The sequence below is a fragment of the Methanosarcina baltica genome (assembly GCF_055394095.1).
On the sequence record NZ_AP042463.1, the window covers coordinates 3,547,982 to 3,565,539 of the forward strand.

Sequence of the window (17,558 nt, forward strand, 5' to 3'; positions counted from 1 at the left end):
TTTGTCAAAAATCATCTCAAAAAGCGGTTTGGAAAAAAGCATATTTCCGGAAATATTTTTGGAAACGGCAAAAATCTGGTCTTTTCAAGGGAATAGAGGTGATGGGGGGTGTGGGGGGAAGAGGAGAAAGGGGAAAAACAAAACCACAGATTGCAAGATAATTATGAGGATAGAGGTGATGGGGGGTGTGGGGGGAAGAGGAGAAAGGGGAAAAACAAAACCACAGATTGCAAGATAATTATGAGGATAGAGGTGATGGGGGGTGTGGGGGGAAGAGGAGAAAGGGGAAAAACAAAACCACAGATTGCAAGATAATTATGAGGATAGAGGTGATGGGGGGTGTGGGGGGAAGAGGAGAAAGGGGAAAAACAAAACCACAGATTGCAAGATAATTATGAGGATAGAGGTGATGGGGGGTGTGGGGGGAAGAGGAGAAAGGGGAAAAACAAAACCACAGATTGCAAGATAATTATGAGGATAGAGGTGATGGGGGGTGTGGGGGGAAGAGGAGAAAGGGGAAAAACAAAACCACAGATTGCAAGATAATTATGAGGATAGAGGTGATGGGGGGTGTGGGGGGAAGAGGAGAAAGGGGAAAAACAAAACCACAGATTGCAAGATAATTATGAGGATAGAGGTGATGGGGGGTGTGGGGGGAAGAGGAGAAAGGGGAAAAACAAAACCACAGAAGACTCAGAAAAAACGAAGAGAAACAGGTATATATAAATAAATAACTCTGTTACGACTGTATACAAAAAATAAAAAAAGGTTAAATTATGCCAGGTTGCAGATTAAATGACACTGAACGTAAATTAAAAGATTGGTGGGAAAGCCCCTCTACTGGATTTAAATTCCCTGCATTAAAGGGCATTTCCATAACAGGTGAACCTGGACTACGAGGAATTACTAATCTTGAGATTAATTTTAATTATCCTCTTACTGTAATATGTGGGCAAAATGGTAGTGGGAAAACAACACTATTAGCTTTAGCTGCGTTAGCTTTCCATACGCCAGATGATATTTTTCACAGTTATCAAGCAAGAAATGAAAAGGGCCACTATACATTCGTTGATTTCTTCTTTAAAGGTGCAAAAGACCCTAATATTACGGGAGTTGAAATTATGTATCTATTCAGGGTAAGGGTGGCACATTTTCAATCGCCGCATGAAGTGAACTTATAGTAGGTATATTATTCTTTATTAGTGTAGATATGTATCCCCTAATTCTAAAGAAAACATCTGCTCCATGGGGTTTCCTAAAATCTCCCGATATTTTTTGCTGAACTGTTATCATTCTGAGATCTCTTTCTGCTTGGTTGTTACTGAAAGGAACTCTTAGATCCGTAGCAAACCTCAAGATTTCTTTTTCATACTTTGAAAGTCTATCAAGGAGATTTTTTGCATCGCTCTGCGCTTTTCTTCCTCTTTTAACCCCATTGTCTTTCGAGATTTCAGGTGGAGGATTGTCCTCAAATCCTTTCATTAGTATTGACTGATACTTTTCTTTAAAGGTCTTGAGCGTATCTTCATCTATTTGTATGCCCTGTTTTCTGGCAAAGTCTGCGCATTTTTTAATTTCATATAGGAGATCAGACATCTCCTCAGCCCACACTTGCTTGAATATGTTATAAATGTCTTTAAGTTCTCTTTGAATGTGGACATTACATGCCGCATGTTCACATTTGTATTTAAAATAGGGTTTCCAGAAATCGTGGACTATAATTCCTCTATATTTAGGCAACAATCCCATTTTATTCATTGCTTTTGATCCTCGACTCCTATTATGGAAATAGTATGTATATTTTTTTGTAGAGATTAAATGGCAGTATTCCCCTTGACCACCAACGTCGATTCCAGTTTCATCACCATGGATGACATTTTCTTTTATCAGTTGCTTCTTGATGTGGTTTGTAGCACCTTTCAACTTGTGAAATAACTTATTTTCTGCCCTAATTATTGTACCAACGCTTATATCAAATCCAAAGGCATCTTTAAATAATTTCTTGATTCGGTCATAGGGAATCAATTGGTAGTTTCGGAGGTAAATTGCAATTGTTAAAACCATATTGCCATATTGGACAGGTTTTGTAATTGATTTCGGAAAAGCAGCTTTGTTTTTGCGGTTACAATAAGGACATTTTTTGATCTCAGCACGATGTTCGGTCACTTTACGCCTTACAATTATTTCAAATTCTTGTCTCTTCTCGTAATTTATAACTTCAATCTTCTCAATGTTACAACCACAATGTTCACATTTATGTAGCTTATAAATGATTGTTTTATCAGGATTTTTAATCATCCTTAATGTAGAACCAGGATGCCCTTTTTGGCCGCCAGGACGTCTAAAACTTCCTTTTTGTGAACCTTTTGATTGAGGTATTTTATCAGTAGAATTGTTAGTAGAGGGAAGTCGATTTCTTTTTTGGTTTTGGTTATTCTTTTTTAGGCGAGATTCTAACTCATTAAGTCTTTCTCGAAGTTCGGTGTTTTCGGATTCAAGATTTTCATATCGAGATTCAAGCTCTTCGTGTCGAGATCCAAGATCTTCATACCGAGATTCAAGCTCTTCGTGTCGAGATCCAAGATCTTCATACCGAGATCCAAGATCTTCATACCGAGACTCAAGATCCTCAATATATGAAACAATGGATTCAGGGTCTGAACGGCATTGAGTAAGAATCTCTTCACATTTCATAAACCTCATTCCAAAATCCGATGATTTTTATATTAATCTATATGAAAAAAGTAATTGTTGAGTTTATACGAAATATAAGTTAGAAACAGAGGTAGCTGAATAGATACGAAATTATTTGGAAATATGGAGAAGAGATTGCTAGAAATAAAAACACAAAAAAAATCCGCAAACAAACTAAAAAATGGATGAAATACGAAACGAGACCTAAACGTCCAGTTCATTATTTTGGTGCATCACGTATTCTCCCTGCAATAGAAAAAAATGTATTACGCAGCCATTTTAAAGTGATTAGAACCCAGCATAGAAGTATACAATTGAATGATACATTTAGAAACATTTTTTGTGAGATCTTGGGGAGACGATATGAAGATGCTGAAATTACAAGATCTGATAAATATACATTGCGTAGTTGTCATTATGGATCTACTTACACCAGTTTTAACATGGGTGCTGGAGAGGACACATTAATCGAACTACTTTATTATCTTCAAGAAGCTCCAACGGGTTCACTTATTGTTATTGAAGAAATTGAACTTGGACTTCATCCAGAAGCTCAACAGAAATTTGCAAAACAATTACAAGAAATAATATTCTCGAAAAAATTTCAAGTTATCGTATCCAGCCATTCAAGAGCCTTTATAAACAGCGTCCCGCGAATTTCTAGAGTATTGATCCAGCGTTTAAACAGTACCACTCACAAAGTAATAGAAGCTCCAACAACAAGATTTGCAATGGGGTATCTTCAAGGAAATACACTAGCTGAACTAATAATTTATTGTGAGGATAAATTTGAATATTCTTTCGCAGAAAGAATGATTGAAACAGTTTTATCCCCTGAGCTTAAAAGACGTGTCAATGTAATTGGAGTCGGTGATAATAATCAAGTTGCTACTCAATGTGGAGCCCACGTAAAAAGTACTCTTCCAGAAAAATACTTAGGAGTATTTGATGGAGATGTGAGCAGAGACGATATGAAAAAATATATGAAAAAAGAGATCCCCAACAGTGATGATGGATATTATGGAAATTGTTTCCGTTTAACAGACGAATTATTAGTTCCCGAAAAATGGGTATTAACAGAGATAATGAATGATGATGATCGTCTTGAAAAAATGTGTGAAGAATTAGAAGAAGATTCAGATACTGCAATGAGTTATCTTAGAGCGTGTCTTAAAATTCAATTTGATTATACAATTGGGATAGTACTCACGTATTTGGACCAAAAAACGGTAACATTAAACCGTCAAATGTCTAAAGTCTAAGAGGCTGTCTAAATATTCACATTTCAGTTTTCTAAATGTTCTATCTTAGCCAGTCGTTTGCTCATTACACGGATCATAGCAGCATAGATGAAGGCTTGACTGGACTCTGTCAATCCTTCATAATCTTTGCTCAAACGCCGATATCGACCCAGCCATCCAAATGTACGTTCTACTACCCATCTGCGAGGAAGTACTTGAAAACCTTTGACATCATCCTTACGCCTTATGATTTCCAAAACCCAACTGCACGTAATATTGACCCAATCAATCAGTTTACCAGCATAAGCAGCATCAGCCCAAATAAGCTGCAATCGAGAGAATGTCCCATTAACTCGTTCCAGAACAAGTTTAGCTCCATCTCGATCCTGAATATTCGCTGCATGAACTACAACCGTCAATAGTAACCCTGTTGTATCCACCAGAATGTGGCGTTTTCGCCCTTTGACTTTCTTGCCAGCATCATAGCCGCGCACTCCAGGTGTTTCTGTGGTTTTGACTGATTGACTATCTATAATCGCTGCACTTGGTTCTGGTTCTCTGCCATTTGCAACTCTCAGTTTAGTTCTCAGCGCAGCATTTATGCGCTCCCAAATTCCTTTGATCCTCCAAAGACGGAAATAGTGGTAAACAGTTTTCCACGGTGGAAACTCGTGTGGTAACATTCTCCATGCACAACCAGAACGTAGCAAATAGAATATGGCATTCAATATTTTCCGATAAGAATGAACACGCTTTCGACCTCGATTATTTCTGGAATTTGGGATATGCGGCTTAAGTAGTTCCCATTCTTCATCAGATAAATCACTCGGGTAAGGCAGTCTTTCATTTTGTTCTGGCATCAACAAATGATTTGGGTGCAAGTATTATTTAATTATATTACACCCACTCAATTTTAATTATGATGTCCAATGAATTTGATTTTAAACATCGAGTAGATAAGTATGACTAAATTAATTTGCTGTGTTAGCTGAAGATCAACAATGCCTATTACCCAAATGTAGAAATGGTTTGAATATTCAGACAGCCTCTTAGAAAATTAAATCAATGTAAACCTCATGACATTGGACATGAATTATTTAAAATGTCAGGATTAAGTAAAGAAGATGCTGAATACATGTTAATTAAAGTAGCATGTAAGCAAAACAAAAAATTCAACCCGCTTTTGTTTAAAATATATGAAATTCTTGAAAATGACGAATGGTTCTTTAATAAAATATTATATAGTGAGAAGAACCTTGGAACATTTGCCAAATATTTAGGGATTGATGACGCCGAAGACGTTAAAGAAAATATTAAAAGATTAATTTATGAGATCAACAAAATAAAAAAGCAGAAAGAAAAAACTCCAGAACAAAAAAAGAGCGAAATCAACAAAATATATTTGGATGCTTTTGGTTTAAATCAAGAACAATCTGAGGACCTTATGAAGAAAGTAGTAATTGGTAGGGTTTAAACTTCAAAATATCATAAAAAACATACATGTTATTTTTAGAATAACATGCACAAAAAAATGAAAGTAGCCAGTACTTTCATGCTATATAGAGGTTCTCCTCCTTTTCTTCAAACCCCGCAAATCTCAATCAATTCCTTAGCCCAAACAAGTTTCTTCTTCTTAATCGGATTGACATCCGGGTCCTCAAAATCAAACCCCGCCAACCGGACGCTGGCGGCCCCAAACTCCTTGGCCACAAAAACACAGCGGTCCCCGTCACTGAAACCCCCGAAATTGTAAACCCTATCAAAAGGCCCGGCCTGGGTTGTTGCCAAAAATCTCTTAAACCGGGGCACGTATTTCTCAAGCTTATCCGTATTGTCCCCGTGGGCATGGATAAGGAGAAGCGAACCTTTCTCGCAGGCCAGAATCTCTTTTTCAATGTCAGCCTCGGAATTTCCGTCAAGGTCCGTCGCAATTACTTCCGGGACCCGGCCAAGATCCATAAGGACGGCGGCGGCCCCATCGGCTGCAATAATAACAAAATCGGAAAGCTCAATTTCTAAAAGCTCCGCCCGCAGGCTCGGAGCATTTCCGCAGACCAGCACCGGCTTTTTTGAAATAGCAGTCTCAAGTTCGGAAAGGCTGACAGAATTAGCCTCTGTCAGCATCCCGGAAAGGAGAAGGGCCGCCTGCTCATCGCCGAGCCGATCAAATCCGAAGTCTTCCAGTATTTTTTTGTAAATTGGCTCCCAGGTAGCAAAATCCAGTAAAATCAACTCCTTCCTATTATCATAAAGGTAGTATGTGTTTTTGTTAGTGGAGACATTTGGTGTGGGCATTCAAACCACGGAACACACGGAACACACGGAAAAAAGAATGCAGGATTATCATAAAGGTAGTATGTGTTTTTGGTAGTGGAGACGTTTGGTGTGGGCATTCAAACCACGGAACACACGGAACACACGGAAAAAAGAATGCAAGAAGACGATATTTAAGGTTGTTCTAGTATTTTTTAGTCCTCTTGAGGAAGCATAGCTCCCGAAAAGGACACCGTGCTGTTGCAATTTCATCGCAACTCCCAGGAAATCTTCGATATCCTATGATCCCGAAACGGAACTCAGGGAAGACGACAAGTAAGGTTGTTCTGGCGTTTTGTTCACAGTGGGATTTTTAAATCGATTATTTAAAAATCCGACATACTCACCGGCCGCAAGGCCGGTTTCCGTGTCATTCCGTGTCTTCCGTGGTTTTTTTCTGTTAGTACATAATTAATCACGCAAAAAAACCAGAACAACCGAAAATGGCATACATCCGGCGTTCTTTTTCCGTGTGTTCCGTGTCTTCCGTGGTTTTTTTCTGTTAATACATAATTAATCACACAAAAAAAACCAGAACAACCGAAAATGGAATATTTCCGGCGTTATTTTTCCGTGTATTCCGTGGTTTTTTCGGTTAGTACATAATTAACCACAGAAAAAAACCAGAACAACCGGTGTCCTTCCGTGGTTTAAATCTTATTTCGAGATTTTCTACTTTTCCACTTAAGCCTTCGAGATGCCCATCTTCATGGCAATGCCTTCGACGTCCCAGTCCTTGACAAGAACTCCGGAAACCTCGGCTGTGACCGAAAGTTCAAAGCTTGCGGCCCGGACTTCCTCAGCAATAAGCCCCTTGAGGGTCTCGACAAGGCCCATAACCCTTTCGTCCTCGATCCGGACTTCGACTTTGATGTTCTCATCCACAATAAGGTCGAGTTCCTTTCTCATGTCCTGGAGCCGGCGGATAACTTCCCTTGAATAACCCTCGCCTTCGAGTTCGGAGGTCAGGTTGGCGTCCACATAGACGAGACCCGCAACGGACCCCGCACTTGCGACTCCTTCAGGCAGAGTTTCCGCGAAATTGGCCATTTCCGGAGTGATGGTAACAGAGCTTCCATCAGCGAGGTTCAACTCGAACTCTCCGGCATCGGCAAAGGCTTTCTTGAGAACCACGCCATCAACCTCTTTCAGAACAGCGCTAACCTTGCCTGCGTCCCTCTTAAAAGTCGGCCCAATCTTGCCGGGGTTTGGGATTACTTCGAGGCCCAATTCATCCCAGCTTTCTCCAACCCCTGTCAGCACAATGGCCTTGGAATTGGTCTGGTCCTTCAGGACGGATTCAAGCCTCTTAACAGCTACAACTGCGGCTTCGGATTCGGGGCTGACCACGATACGAGCCACCGGCCACCTGAGTTTCCTGCCTACCTTCTGGCGGGCATTTGAAGCTGACTCAACGATTGAGCGGGCTGTGGTCATGGCGGCTTCGAGTTCGGGGTCAAGGTAAGCCTCATTGACCTCGGGCCAGTCGCACATGTGAATGGATTCAGGAGCATCCGGGTCCACGTTTCGAACGAGGTTTGTGTACATCTCCTCGGCCAGGAAAGGCATGAAAGGAGCAAGCAACCTGATGAGAGTCACATAGACCTCATAGAGCACCCTGTAAGCGGCAAGCTTGTCCGGGTCGTCAGCTTCGGTCCAGGTCCTCGGCCTGATGAGCTGGATGTACCAGCGGGAGAGGTCTTCGAGGGTGAACTCCATGATTTCCCTGACAGCCTTGTGGAGCAGATAACCACTCATAGCCTCATCCACGGCCTTGATCATGGACTGAGCCCTTGAAAGGATCCACCTGTCTTCTTCCCGAAGAGCGCCCTTGACGGAGTCCAGGGTGACTTTCATGGGATCGAATTCATCGAGGGCCATGTAGGGGAGCGGGAAGCGGAAGACGTTCCAGAGGATGTTAATGTTCCTGTGGACGGTTGCGACCTCTTCCCAGCTGAACTTCAGATCGTCCCATGGGGCACTTGCGGAAAGCACGTAGGCCCTGAGGGTGTCCACCCCGAATTTGTCGATTACTTCCTTCGGAGTGATGACGTTGCCAAGACTCTTGGACATCTTCTTCCCGGCACCATCAAGGGTGAAGCCGTGCATGAGCACACTCTTGTAAGGAGCCTTCCCGAAACCCACCATGCTGGCCCCGAGCTGAGAATAGAACCAGCCACGGGTCTGGTCATGGCCTTCGGTGATGAAGTCTGCGGGCCACCATTCGTTGAAGTCCTCTTCATGCTGCGGGAACTTCAGGGTTGCCCAGGAGGCGACGGCCGAGTCAAACCAGACATCGAAAACGTCTTCCACACGCTTCATATCCCCCCCGCAGTCGCAGGGGATAATTACTTCATCCACGTAAGGGCGGTGCAGCTCAATCTCGGCGCTGGCGTTGGACTTTTCGACCAGTTCCTGCTTTGTCCCAATGACTTCCATCTTTCCGCATTTCTGGCATTTCCAGACCGGAATCGGAACTCCCCAGTAGCGCTGCCTGGAGATACACCAGTCCCTTGCGCCTTCCACCCAGGCTCTGAAACGAGCTGAGCCAGCCCAATCGGGATACCAGTCCACGGCCTCGATTTCAGCAAGCATTTTCTCTTTGAGTTCCGTGATCTTGAGGAACCACTGCTTGGTTGCAAGGTAAATGATTGGGGTCTTGCAGCGCCAGCAGTGCCCGTACCTGTGGGTGATGCTTTCTTCTGTCAGGAGCCGGTCACGCTCAAGGAGGTCCGCGATGACAACGGCATTGGCTTCTCTTATGTTCATGCCAGCGTACTTTCCGGCTTCCTCAGTGTAGGCCCCATTCGGGCCGACCGGACAGAAGATGGGCAGGTTGTTTTTGACCCCGACGGCAAAGTCGTCCATCCCATGTCCGGGGGCGATGTGTACACAGCCGGTGTTTTCGGCGGTTACGTATTCGGCCTCGTAGACGTTGTGCTTGAACTCGGCCTGGAGTGGGATGACGTCCGCAAGCGGACTTTCGTACTCAAGCCCTGCGACGTCTTCTCCGAGCATGGTCTCAAGGATTTCGTAATCCGTGTACCTGCCCTTCTTGAGCACGTTTTTGATAAGGGTTGTGGCTGCGATCAGGACTTCTTCTTTGCCGTCCTGTCGGACTGCCCTGAACCTGGCGTATTCGAAAGAGGGGTGAACCGCGACCGCTATGTTTGAGGGAATGGTCCAGGGGGTTGTGGTCCAGATGACGATGAAGGTGTTTTCCTCACCTTTGACTTTGAACTTGACGTAGATTGAGGGGTCCGTCCGGTCGGCGTATTCGACTTCGGAATCGGCGATGGCGGTTTCGCAGCGGGGACACCAGTTGACCACGCGCTTGCCCACATCAAGCAAATCCTTTTTCTCGGCCTGCTTGAGAGTCCACCAGGCGGCTTCGATGTACTCGTCCTTGAGGGTCATGTAGGGGTCTTCCCACTGGAGCCAGACCCCGAGTTTCTCGAACTGTCCGGTCATGGCCTGCTGCTGTTCAAGGGCAAATTCCTTACATTTGGAAATGAAGTTCCCGACCCCGAAACTCTCGATGTCCTTCTTGGACTTGAAGCCTAAAATTCCTTCGACCTTGACCTCAATGGGCAGCCCGTGCATGTCCCAGCCGGGCCGCTCCATGATGTTCCGGTTGTGCATGGAGTAGTAGCGGAGAATGGAATCTTTGATGATCTTGTTCCAGGCGGTCCCCAGGTGGATGTGTCCGGTGGTGTATGGGGGTCCGTCCACGAAAAAGAACTTTTTTCCGGTTTTTCGGCGCTCCCGGGTCTTCCGGTAGGCGTCGGTTTCGTCCCAGAACTGCGTTACTTTTTGTTCAATTTGTTCTGCGTCGTATTTGGCAGTTATTTCTTTTATCATCTGGGGGGTCACCCTGTAAAGATTAGTATAAATTTGAAAGTCCTATTTTGCGGCTGGCCAACGCTGAACGTTTGCCGTGCAGTAAAGTCTAATCAGTAATTGCTACACTTAATTTAAGCTTTGTTGTATGGTGTTGTACGTGAGTCATTTACAAATCATCAGATAATAAGAGATATAATATAAATATATAATAATGGAAATGGCCTCTGATCTCGATTTATCACAATTTTGGTGCTGGAACGAAGAATGTCCTGACTATGGGAAAAAAGATCACGGAAATATTATCCTTAAACAAAGATATGGTGTAACTATTCAGCCATACTTTGAACAAAGGCAATTTTTCCTCGTTTCGAGGAAAAATTGCATATAAAATAACTCTATCTCTTCAGTATCATGCTTACACGTGAAGAGATTCTTGAAATCTATGAAGAAGGCCCTGAAGCAGTCGTTGCTGTAATTCAGAGACTTGAGACTATCATAGAGAAACAGGCTTCTCAAATTGCTGAACTTGAGGAACGTGTAAGGGTTTTAGAGGCTCGTCTAAATCAAAACAGCCAAAACAGCAGTAAACCTCCTTCTACTGACGTTTTTGTGAATGAAAAACCTAAACCTAAGAGTAGCCGCACAAGAAGTGGGAAAAAACCTGGTGGTCAAAAAGGTCATTCTGGAAGTACTTTCGAAATGGTTGGGGATCCTGACCATATAATATTTCATTCCCCTCACTGCTGTGAAAATTGTGGTCATGATCTTGAAGATACTGAAGTTCGGGACTGTGAACGCAGGCAAGAAGCTGATATTCCTCCTGTGAACATCATATTTACCGAACATCGTGCTGAGTCCAAGAAATGCCCTCACTGTGGGAAAATAAACAAAGGTACTTTTCCAGACTCTATAAAATTCCCTATTCAATATGGACCTCGCCTTTTATCCTCTCTTGTATATTTAAGGAACTTTCAATTGATTCCTTATAAACGGATTTGTGATTTGTCAGAGGACTTTTATGGAATACGTATCAGCCCTGCTACCATAAAAAGAGCTGAAAAGGAATTATTCCAGAAATTGGAACCTTTCGAAAAAGCTGTTTTCGAACATCTACGGGTAGCCTATTCTGTACATTGTGATGAAACAGGAATGAGGGTTTTAGGGACAAAATGGTGGCTCCATGTTGTTTCAAACAGTCTGTGGACATACTATTTTGTACATCCAAAAAGAGGATCAGAGGCAATGAATGCTTTGGGTTTTCTTCCAGAATACAAGGGGGTAGTAGTTCATGATGGTTGGGCATCATACAACAAATATGGATGTGAACATGCTCTCTGCAATGCTCATCTTAAGAGGGACCTCACTGGAGTTGAAGAGAATTTTGAGCAGCAATGGGCTAAAAAAGTAAATGAACTTCTGAGTGAAGTAAAAAAATATACCGACGAATGCAGAGAAATGGAAATTCCAATAGATCCAATAAAAGTCAGGGCATTCGAGGAAATATACGATAAAATAATTAAAGAGGGAATTGAAGAAAATCCACCTCCTGACCTCTCAAAACAGGTTAAAAAAAGAGGAAGACCAGCACAAACAAAAGCAAAGAATCTCCTTGATAGGTTCATAAAATACAAGGATAGGATTCTGAAATTCCTCAATGACCTGAGAGTTCCATTTGATAATAATCAAGCAGAGCGAGACATCAGAATGATGAAGCTACAACAGAAGATTTCGGGAACTTTCCGAAGCATCGAAGGAGCGGTAGCTTTCTGCAGAATTCGGGGATACATATCCACTATTAGAAAGAATAGCTTGAATGTCATGGATGCTATTCGAGCGGCGCTCAATGGAGCGCCGCTATTATCCGATAGTTGCAACATTAGCTGAAACTATGCTTTTTTTATCAGTAGGCTGAATAGTTACGATATGGTAAACACAACCAGGCGCTTCTTAAATGCAGGACATGTAAGGATTGCTTTAGTGAAACGAGAGGTACAATGTTCTTTGGACTGGATACTCCTCAAGATGAAATCCTAAGAACACTTGCAATGATCCCCGAAAAAGGGAGTATTCGTGGAGTTGCAAGAGCAACTGGGCATGACAAAGATACTATTTCCAGATGGCTTGAAATTGCGGCAACTCATTGTGAACAAGTTACAAAGTATTTTCTGCAAAATCTTAATCTAAAAAGAGTAGAAGTAGATGAAATATGGGGATTTATTAAAAAAAACAAAAAAATGTGAAAGATGACGATCCCGAAGAATGTGGTGATGTATACTCACTCACGGCGATAAAAAGTGATACGAGATTATTTCTTTGCCATCGTGAAGATGGTCGAACCGCTGAGGATGCTGCAAAGTTGTTTGATATAGTTAAGGCAATGAGTTCAAAATCATCTCCTATCCCCGTGTTTACGTCAGATAATCGGGATCCATTTGAAGAAGGACTTCTAAATGTTTATGGAATTTTTGAAGTGCCACCATACAAAGGAATCGGGAGAAAGCCACTTCCTCGAATAATCCCCTCAGATGATTTAAAATACGTCAAAATTTTCAAAAAGAAAGTGAAAAATATAGTCGTTGAAGCAGTTCAGAGGATCATTTTTGGCAAAAAAGAAGAGGTCGAGGAAATGCTCGGAATAGACGAAGATGACTATATTGGAACATCATATGTAGAAAGGATCAACCTTACAATTCGTAATTCTCTTGCAAGATTTATTCGTAAAGAAATCAATTTTAGTAAAAAAATGAGAATGCATCAAAAGGCACTAGATTTTTTCCAAGCGTGGTATAACTTTGTCAAAACACATGATTCGCTAAAAATAGAGGTGAATAGTGGGAGCCGTCGGTGGGAATATAGAACACCGGCAATGGCTGAAGAGCTTACAGATCACATCTGGACTTTAGAGGAACTTTTTAAATTCAAAGTGCCTGTTCTATAACTTGGGGACAACACCTGAAATTCAATAACAGATAAAGGTGGTACAACATGGATACTTTTCAGCATATTTCCTGCAATACCAGATGCCCCAAATGTAGTTACGGTATTCATAGGCGTACTTGCGTGTTATTTAAAAGTTTCTTGAGTGTGTGGCAGCCACCAATACCAGTGTTTGCACCGATGATAACTTCATTCCCAAGAGTTAACCTAAAGTGCCAATATGGCTCTTTACAATCAGGTACTAATGGCCAAAAAAGTTTAATATCTACAAATTTATTTCCACAATCTCTTTGATTCAGAATTTTAATTGCTTCTTCAATGTCGATTTTGTAAGATGGAATGATCCTTATTCCAAGAGGACATTGTATTTGTACCGGACATGTCATTCCATACAGTGGAGGTTGAGCCGCATAAAATGAAAAGCAAGTTCCATCTTTTGCACGCTCTATGAAATTCCAACCTAAAATATCTTTCACTTCCGTACCCATTCCATTATTGATGCAAGCTTGTTTAGATAGTAATCCTGCAATTGGTTTACCATCCAAAGCGGTTGATACTTTATCTGACAAATATTTGAGATCCATCTTTTCACCACCTATTCTATTAATTAAGAGAATTCACCAATTAGGAGCCTATCCGAAAAGTGGTTACCTGCTATAACTCTTACAATATGCAAAACCAAAAACACTTTCGATAAATGAGCTCAAACAAGCTGAGTGTGTCTTTTTTTCCAACATTATAAATAATTCACGGACCGGGCCCTTAAATTATTAAGTGTTTTATATAATGCAGTTACAATATATAGAACTATGGATATGTTCAACAAATATATGCACAGTCAGAGCTCCCAAAATCAAATTGCGTGTGGACACCCCGCCCTAAAGAAGCTGTCCGACAATACTGTGAATAATTAGAATTTCCGTAACTCGTATAACCTGCATTCCGCATTTTTAGGCGCATAAAGGCCTCAAGATATTGAATCATGTGCTTAAAATATGGTCGTACAGTGCTTCATGGTTGCTGTTTTCATTATCAATATCCAATGTGTCTTTTGCCTGTGTTTTTGGACCCTGGGTGCAGGTTGATTCCGGCCGCAGCAAAAAATGGAAAAAAGGAGCTTAAGGCTCCATTCTGATTATTTAAAATAATACCAACCGAATACAAATGGACCACCAGGATATTAATCAAAGGAATATTCAAAACCATGAAAGAAAAAACAAACAATCCGGGCAGACCGTCTCCGGAATTTGTAGAAAATGTAACGGCTTCAATACTTGAAACCGCTCAACAAAACAACCGGGACCTGCTCTGGAAAATCGATTTTCATACCGGCCTGCAAAATTATATATCTTCTCTCGCGGGAAAATTCGGTTTATGCGGAGAAATAGAATACCCGATAAAGGCCTTCCGACCGGACGGGAGAACCGGAAAAATAGACGTGGCCTGGTTTGAAGGAGAAGGACCTGAACCGGATTTTGGGCAAGAACAGCTTCCAGTGGCCGTTTTTGAAATTGACTCCGGGCTGAGGAAGAAGTCCGTCGGAAAACTGCTGGCGGTTGACGCGCCTTTTCGTTTCTGGGCCTATTACGGCAAAAAAGAGGCGGATTCCCTGCTTGAGAAAAATGACCCTGAAAGACTTATCAGGCTTATAAGGGTGGAAAGGCCGGAATTTAAGAAATTAGTGTAACAGTTGGCAGGCAAGGGAAGGTCTGAATGCGGAAAAATCAACACCGATGATAAAAAAATATAAAAAGAGGAGGACTCCCCCTTAAAGGTTTTAGTGGACGGCTAAAAGCCGTTCCTGCACTGACATCGGGATCAAAACACTGTCAATCACATGAATAACCCCATTACTGCACTCGATGTCCGGCTGAGTGACCTGAGCATCTCCAATCTGTAATCCCCGAGAGAGATCTATCTTAAGCTCTTCTCCCTGCAGGGTCTTAACGGACTTCATGCTTACTATATCCCGAGACATGGCCGTTCCGGAAGCTACGTGATAAAGCAGGACCTGTTTGAGGCTCTGTTTGTCCTCAAGGAGATTGTTAAGAAGGCCCGAGGGAAGCTTTGAAAAGGCCGCGTCGTTCGGGGCGCAGACGGTGAAGGGACCTTCATTACTTAAAGTATCCACCAGGTCTGCGGCCTCTATTGCCCTTACAAGAGTCTGGAACTCACCTGCCTGTATCGCTGTTTCCACAATATTTGCCATGTAGTACCACTCCCTTATTTTTAGGTTAATTTGATTTTTTTTCAGGAAACTCATTTAACCGAGCTGATTTCGCAAAGCTTATTTCAGAATTATCCACATCGCGACAATCTTCTCAATATCAATGTGGGTATAACCTTCTTCTTTAATGTTCCACCTAAGACTCAGGACCCCATCCTTACATTCAGCGGCAACACCTCTGTATGTGTTATTTCCCCTGACATCGATTTCAACTTCTTTTCCAAGATAATACTTTTCTATGAATTCCTGCTTTATATTGTAACCCCCATTGTTTGCATTTTGTCAAAATTATAATAAACAAATAGAATATACTATTTTAATAAAAATATACATTTTGAAATAAAGTTTCTGAACTTTGTTTCTGAACCCGGGTTAAAAGAAAACCTTTTTTTGTTTATCTGGGGCAGGGATGAATGAAAAATGAGGTTTCAAAAGGGGCGAGCTTTTTTTGAATCCTTCTGATATCGACGCCCTCAACGGCCGACAGAGGAGGCCGGGCTTTTCGAAAAAAAAATGAAAACAAAATAAGAGCCAAAAACAGCTGCCTGGAATTAAAAAAAACATCCCTGACTGCATTCATTTTTGTCTGGCCCGAGACCAACGTCTTCAAAAAACCGGGCTGTGCTTTTGAGATCAAGTATTCAGAGTTATCTACCAGCACATTTCAAGCAGAGAAAAACAAAAACAAAAAACGAAAGTACTCAGGTACTTTCATTCTAAAACCGTTCTGTCAAAGAACGGAATTCCGGCCCCCGGACACCACATCTCAAGGAAACTGAGCATATGATACTTCAGGAAAACCATAACGGGCACATTCAGGAAAAGCATTACCCCCATGAAAAACAAAAACTCCACGAAGAGCACCGGGGCCAGGCCTATCCAGACCAGATTTTCGGTAAGTAAGGCCGAGAGCAGGAAATAGAGGATTCCGTCAACAAGAAGGAAGACCAACCCGAGCCCGAGCAGCACCAGCAGGAGAAGAATCAACAATACAACTGCGGTCCCGAGCCTGAGCAGGAATCTCGACCCCCAGTAGACCAGCATTTCTTTCCAGCTCTGCCTGAAGTTTTTATAAACAAGCCCGAAGGCGGAAAGAATCCCGGATTTCTGGTAAATTGAAAGCGGGATTGCGAGGTTCAAAAAAGAGCCTATCACCGAACGTATAAGAGCAAGTACAAAGAGCACGACTAAAAGCCAGGCAATACCTCCGAGGATGAACGGCCAGTCAAGGTCAGAGCCCCCCTCAATTACTCTGGATATGAAAGGAAACATAGCCGCACCCAGGAAAAGTAAGGTGACAAGACCCAGTAAGATACGGATAATGAAAAGCCTGAAACCGTGTCCCAGGAAGCGCTTAGAGTAATTCAAGATCTTTACCTCATTGCTTACGAGGGACTCCACGAAAACAAATTCCATCAAGTTGGAGATATAGGCGAAAAACAGTCCTATGAGAAAGAGGATAAATATTCCCAGGACAATAAAATTAAAGTAAGGAAGAGAACTTATTTTGTCAAAGATGACTGAAAAATCCCCGGGGTCTTCTCCAAACCCTAAATCTGAAAAAGTCTGTTCAAAGTCCCCAGAGTCCCCATGGTAATTTCCACCGGAATTCCCTGAGCCTGCGGAAAGCCCGTTAAGCAGGAAAACTATCAACGCAAGCCTTGCCCACTTCCAGAAATCAAAAGGTTCCAGCAGGAGGCTCTTTGTCCGGGAAAATGCTTTGTCCACCGCGTCTATGCCATACCAGGTCATAATAAGGACTCATTTTTTAAAAATAAGTACCTTTCTGAAGATAGTGGGACTGCCAGGACCGAATAAGCATTATAACTTTTTCATCATGCAGACGTGTTCAATGTCTGCTTCCAGAAAAATCTCCCCATACGAAAAAAATCCCAGTTTTTCGTAAAACCCGACAGCACAGGTCTGAGCGTGCAGGTGGACTTCCAAAGGGCCCCCAGGAATAATCGCCTTCTCCAGCAATTTTTCCATTATCAGCTTTCCGACCTTCTTGCCCCTGTACTCTTTCAGGACAGCGACCCGTCCGATAAAAAAAGTCCCGGCTTCCTCAAAGATCCGGCCGGTGCCCACAGGTTTTGAAGCATCAACATCAGATACCACAACGTGCTGGGAAAAATAGTCCGCATCATCCATCTCTTCTTCCTCGGACACATTCTGCTCCTTCATAAAAACCTCCCTGCGGACATAATGAGGCTCATTCAGGGCTTCGGAACCCATAATCCATTTAACAGTAAAAACATTAAGAGGCCGTGTTTCCTTTTTGTCCATCTCAAAAACCTACAAAA

19 protein-coding genes are annotated in these 17,558 nt (G+C 42.3%); 10 read left to right on the plus strand and 9 right to left on the minus strand.

The genetic code is table 11. The features are described from left to right. Position 1 precedes the first annotated feature (1 nt). From ACZ5QV_RS15375 to ACZ5QV_RS15390, 4 genes are read left to right on the plus strand one after another with little or no spacing between them, the layout of a single operon-like run. Entirely contained in the window at positions 2 to 238 is a 237-nt protein-coding gene (locus ACZ5QV_RS15375; protein ID WP_464600626.1) for a hypothetical protein, read from the plus strand. Positions 239 to 262: 24 nt separating this feature from the next. After that, a complete protein-coding gene (locus tag ACZ5QV_RS15380) occupies positions 263 to 469 on the plus strand; it encodes a hypothetical protein (RefSeq protein ID WP_464600627.1) in 207 nt (68 codons plus the stop codon). Positions 470 to 493: 24 nt separating this feature from the next. Then, positions 494 to 730 (plus strand): hypothetical protein, encoded by a 237-nt coding sequence (locus ACZ5QV_RS15385; protein ID WP_464600628.1) that lies wholly within the window; start codon positions 494 to 496, stop codon positions 728 to 730. A 46-nt stretch (positions 731 to 776) separates the two neighbouring features. Next, positions 777 to 1,181, plus strand: coding sequence for an ATP-binding protein (locus ACZ5QV_RS15390; RefSeq protein ID WP_464600629.1), 405 nt, complete (start codon positions 777 to 779; stop codon positions 1,179 to 1,181). Here the strand turns inward: ACZ5QV_RS15390 and tnpC (ACZ5QV_RS15395) are convergent. Beyond that, positions 1,132 to 2,694, minus strand: a complete 1,563-nt coding sequence (tnpC, locus tag ACZ5QV_RS15395) for an IS66 family transposase (RefSeq protein WP_464600617.1) — start codon at positions 2,692 to 2,694, stop codon at positions 1,132 to 1,134. The two genes, ACZ5QV_RS15390 and tnpC (ACZ5QV_RS15395), sit on opposite strands and share 50 nt — an antisense overlap. 185 nt (positions 2,695 to 2,879) lie before the next feature. Here tnpC (ACZ5QV_RS15395) and ACZ5QV_RS15400 point away from each other — a divergent pair, with 185 nt between their 5' ends. Beyond that, the gene (locus tag ACZ5QV_RS15400) at positions 2,880 to 3,956 is read left to right on the plus strand and encodes an AAA family ATPase (RefSeq protein WP_464600630.1); all 1,077 of its coding nucleotides are present in this window, start codon (positions 2,880 to 2,882) and stop codon (positions 3,954 to 3,956) included. A gap of 23 nt (positions 3,957 to 3,979) precedes the next feature. Here the strand turns inward: ACZ5QV_RS15400 and ACZ5QV_RS15405 are convergent, their stop codons facing one another. Further along, positions 3,980 to 4,795, minus strand: coding sequence for an IS5 family transposase (locus tag ACZ5QV_RS15405; protein ID WP_464599682.1), 816 nt, complete (start codon positions 4,793 to 4,795; stop codon positions 3,980 to 3,982). 242 nt (positions 4,796 to 5,037) lie between these two features. Between ACZ5QV_RS15405 and ACZ5QV_RS15410 the strand changes: the two genes are divergently transcribed. Beyond that, positions 5,038 to 5,409 carry a hypothetical protein gene (locus ACZ5QV_RS15410; protein ID WP_464600631.1) on the plus strand — a complete coding sequence of 124 codons (372 nt, stop codon included), beginning with the start codon at positions 5,038 to 5,040 and terminating at the stop codon, positions 5,407 to 5,409. 107 nt (positions 5,410 to 5,516) lie between these two features. Here ACZ5QV_RS15410 and ACZ5QV_RS15415 read toward each other — a convergent pair whose 3' ends face one another. Both ACZ5QV_RS15415 and ileS read right to left on the minus strand, forming a co-directional pair. Continuing rightward, the gene (locus ACZ5QV_RS15415) at positions 5,517 to 6,158 is read right to left on the minus strand and encodes a 6-hydroxymethylpterin diphosphokinase MptE-like protein (RefSeq protein WP_464602122.1); all 642 of its coding nucleotides are present in this window, start codon (positions 6,156 to 6,158) and stop codon (positions 5,517 to 5,519) included. A gap of 774 nt (positions 6,159 to 6,932) precedes the next feature. After that, positions 6,933 to 10,109, minus strand: a complete 3,177-nt coding sequence (ileS, locus tag ACZ5QV_RS15420) for an isoleucine--tRNA ligase (protein WP_464600632.1) — start codon at positions 10,107 to 10,109, stop codon at positions 6,933 to 6,935. 393 nt (positions 10,110 to 10,502) lie between these two features. On the opposite strand from ileS, the gene tnpC (ACZ5QV_RS15425) reads away from it, so the two are divergent. The 3 genes from tnpC (ACZ5QV_RS15425) (at position 10,503) to ACZ5QV_RS15435 (ending at position 13,029) form a co-directional block, all read left to right on the plus strand. Further along, the gene (gene tnpC / locus ACZ5QV_RS15425; RefSeq protein ID WP_464599339.1) at positions 10,503 to 11,975 is read left to right on the plus strand and encodes an IS66 family transposase; all 1,473 of its coding nucleotides are present in this window, start codon (positions 10,503 to 10,505) and stop codon (positions 11,973 to 11,975) included. 110 nt (positions 11,976 to 12,085) lie between these two features. After that, complete coding sequence (locus ACZ5QV_RS15430; protein ID WP_464600633.1) at positions 12,086 to 12,331, plus strand: hypothetical protein; 246 nt, start codon at positions 12,086 to 12,088, stop codon at positions 12,329 to 12,331. Next, entirely contained in the window at positions 12,328 to 13,029 is a 702-nt protein-coding gene (locus ACZ5QV_RS15435; RefSeq protein ID WP_464600634.1) for an IS1 family transposase, read from the plus strand. The genes ACZ5QV_RS15430 and ACZ5QV_RS15435 overlap by 4 nt, the downstream gene beginning before the upstream one ends. Positions 13,030 to 13,135: 106 nt before the next feature. Here the strand turns inward: ACZ5QV_RS15435 and ACZ5QV_RS15440 are convergent, their stop codons facing one another. Continuing rightward, positions 13,136 to 13,612, minus strand: a complete 477-nt coding sequence (locus ACZ5QV_RS15440; protein ID WP_464600635.1) for a hypothetical protein — start codon at positions 13,610 to 13,612, stop codon at positions 13,136 to 13,138. 620 nt (positions 13,613 to 14,232) lie between these two features. Between ACZ5QV_RS15440 and ACZ5QV_RS15445 the strand changes: the two genes are divergently transcribed. Further along, on the plus strand, positions 14,233 to 14,715 hold the full coding sequence (locus ACZ5QV_RS15445) for a hypothetical protein (protein ID WP_464600636.1): 483 nt from the start codon (positions 14,233 to 14,235) through the stop codon (positions 14,713 to 14,715). A gap of 90 nt (positions 14,716 to 14,805) precedes the next feature. Here ACZ5QV_RS15445 and ACZ5QV_RS15450 read toward each other — a convergent pair whose 3' ends face one another. From ACZ5QV_RS15450 to ACZ5QV_RS15465, 4 genes are all read right to left on the minus strand, one after another. Further along, on the minus strand, positions 14,806 to 15,237 hold the full coding sequence (locus tag ACZ5QV_RS15450; RefSeq protein ID WP_464600637.1) for a fasciclin domain-containing protein: 432 nt from the start codon (positions 15,235 to 15,237) through the stop codon (positions 14,806 to 14,808). A gap of 78 nt (positions 15,238 to 15,315) precedes the next feature. Beyond that, a complete protein-coding gene (locus tag ACZ5QV_RS15455; RefSeq protein ID WP_464602123.1) occupies positions 15,316 to 15,510 on the minus strand; it encodes an MM0924 family protein in 195 nt (64 codons plus the stop codon). Between the two features lie 456 nt (positions 15,511 to 15,966). Further along, positions 15,967 to 17,007 (minus strand): DUF7544 domain-containing protein, encoded by a 1,041-nt coding sequence (locus tag ACZ5QV_RS15460; protein WP_464600638.1) that lies wholly within the window; start codon positions 17,005 to 17,007, stop codon positions 15,967 to 15,969. A 69-nt stretch (positions 17,008 to 17,076) separates the two neighbouring features. Beyond that, on the minus strand, positions 17,077 to 17,439 hold the full coding sequence (locus tag ACZ5QV_RS15465) for a GNAT family N-acetyltransferase (protein ID WP_464600639.1): 363 nt from the start codon (positions 17,437 to 17,439) through the stop codon (positions 17,077 to 17,079). Positions 17,440 to 17,558 lie beyond the last annotated feature (119 nt).

Coding starts and splice junctions, on each gene's coding strand:
- ACZ5QV_RS15430 (WP_464600633.1), top strand. CDS start 12,086: ATGTTCTTTGGACTGGATACTCCTCAAGATGAAATCCTAAGAACACTT.
- tnpC (WP_464600617.1), bottom strand. CDS start 2,694: ATGAAATGTGAAGAGATTCTTACTCAATGCCGTTCAGACCCTGAATCC.
- ACZ5QV_RS15450 (WP_464600637.1), bottom strand. CDS start 15,237: ATGGCAAATATTGTGGAAACAGCGATACAGGCAGGTGAGTTCCAGACT.
- ACZ5QV_RS15445 (WP_464600636.1), top strand. CDS start 14,233: ATGAAAGAAAAAACAAACAATCCGGGCAGACCGTCTCCGGAATTTGTA.
- ACZ5QV_RS15460 (WP_464600638.1), bottom strand. CDS start 17,007: ATGACCTGGTATGGCATAGACGCGGTGGACAAAGCATTTTCCCGGACA.
- ACZ5QV_RS15410 (WP_464600631.1), top strand. CDS start 5,038: ATGTCAGGATTAAGTAAAGAAGATGCTGAATACATGTTAATTAAAGTA.
- ACZ5QV_RS15390 (WP_464600629.1), top strand. CDS start 777: ATGCCAGGTTGCAGATTAAATGACACTGAACGTAAATTAAAAGATTGG.
- ACZ5QV_RS15405 (WP_464599682.1), bottom strand. CDS start 4,795: ATGCCAGAACAAAATGAAAGACTGCCTTACCCGAGTGATTTATCTGAT.
- ACZ5QV_RS15440 (WP_464600635.1), bottom strand. CDS start 13,612: ATGGATCTCAAATATTTGTCAGATAAAGTATCAACCGCTTTGGATGGT.
- tnpC (WP_464599339.1), top strand. CDS start 10,503: ATGCTTACACGTGAAGAGATTCTTGAAATCTATGAAGAAGGCCCTGAA.
- ACZ5QV_RS15400 (WP_464600630.1), top strand. CDS start 2,880: ATGAAATACGAAACGAGACCTAAACGTCCAGTTCATTATTTTGGTGCA.
- ileS (WP_464600632.1), bottom strand. CDS start 10,109: ATGATAAAAGAAATAACTGCCAAATACGACGCAGAACAAATTGAACAA.
- ACZ5QV_RS15465 (WP_464600639.1), bottom strand. CDS start 17,439: ATGAAGGAGCAGAATGTGTCCGAGGAAGAAGAGATGGATGATGCGGAC.